The following is a 1,324-nucleotide window of genomic DNA, read 5'->3' on the forward strand; positions in this document are numbered from 1 at the left end:
CCATCTGTGGACGCCCGCAAAGACGCAAGCGGTAATTGGAGGGTGAGGCATGTAGTCGGATGCTGCCATCTGTCCGGCCTCTAGTGCAGCCTAGAGGCTGCGGGCCCGTATGGGAGTTCGCGGACCGGAACCACTTCACCCTAAGCGTGCTCGTGGCACGGTGGAAAGCACTGGTTCTTCCGGCCCCGTCTCGCCGACTGTTGTGCCATACCCTCCTTCGACCGACTACGTCTTCCGACGACCCCTGGTCCGCGTTGGCTTACGCCGCAGCTGCGACCGGAGCTCTGTAATCCTCTTTGCTCATGAGCAGCGCCCAGATGATCCGCGCCGTCTTGTTAGCGAGCGCGACACTAACCAGCATGCGCGGCTTCCTGGCCAGCATCTGCTCAAGCCACGATCCTGAAGGAGCGCCTCGCTTGCTCGCCTGTAGCACCACAGCGCTGCTGCCGATGATGAGCAAGCGTCGAAGTGTTCGCTCGCCCATTTTCGTGATTGAACCCAGCTTCTGCTTGCCTCCTGTCGAGGCTTGTCGCGGCGCTAGGCCGAGCCAGGCGGCAAAGTCGCGGCCCTTGGCGAAGGTTTCGGCCGGCGGCGCCAGAGCAGCAATCGCGGTGGCCGTGATCGGCCCCACGCCGGGAATCGTCATGAGCCGCCTTGCCGTCGCATCCTCACGCGCTCGCCGTGCGATCTCCTTATCGAGATCGCCGATCCTGTCATTCAGCTCCTTCAGCAAACCAAGCATGGTTCGTATCATTGTCCTGGCTGCATCAGGTATCGATGAGCCCATCTCGTCCTCCAGCAGGTCACCGAGCATCAGCACGTGCGAAGGGCCTTTCGGTGCCACCCAGCCATACTCGGTGAGGTGACCTCGGATCGCATTGATCAGCTGGGTACGCTGACGCACGAGCAAATCGCGGGTGCGGAACACAAGACCAGAAGCTTGCTGCTCCTCGCTTTTGATCGCCACGAACCGCATGTTGGGGCGCTGCGCTGCCTCGCAGATCGCCTCGGCATCCACCGCATCGTTCTTATGCCGCTTCACAAATGGCTTCACGTAAGCAGGCGGAATCAGCTTCACATCAAAGCCTAGGTGCGTGAGCTCGCGACCCCAGTGATGGGCACCTCCGCAAGCTTCCAGAGCAACAGTGCATCGCGGCTGCTGGGCAAAGAACTCAAGCAGTTTGCTGCGGCTGATCTTCCGGCTGAACAGCGCTGCCCCACGCGCATCCGCACCATGGGCATGAAATACATTCTTGGCGATATCCAAACCAATCGTGGTAACTTCCGACATGGACGCCTCCTCAAGTGGTGTTCAACACCTCCA

Annotated in this window: 1 protein-coding gene; it reads right to left on the reverse strand. The window is 60.7% G+C overall.

The annotated features are described in order from the left end of the window. Nucleotides 1-259: 259 nt before the first annotated feature. Entirely contained in the window at nt 260-1,291 is a 1,032-nt protein-coding gene (locus FHT02_RS21280) for an IS110 family RNA-guided transposase (RefSeq protein WP_184092260.1), read from the reverse strand. Nucleotides 1,292-1,324 lie beyond the last annotated feature (33 nt).

Source organism: Sphingomonas xinjiangensis, assembly GCF_014199255.1.
Lineage (GTDB): Bacteria > Pseudomonadota > Alphaproteobacteria > Sphingomonadales > Sphingomonadaceae > Sphingomonas > Sphingomonas xinjiangensis.

Coding starts and splice junctions, on each gene's coding strand:
- FHT02_RS21280 (WP_184092260.1), bottom strand. CDS start 1,291: ATGTCGGAAGTTACCACGATTGGTTTGGATATCGCCAAGAATGTATTT.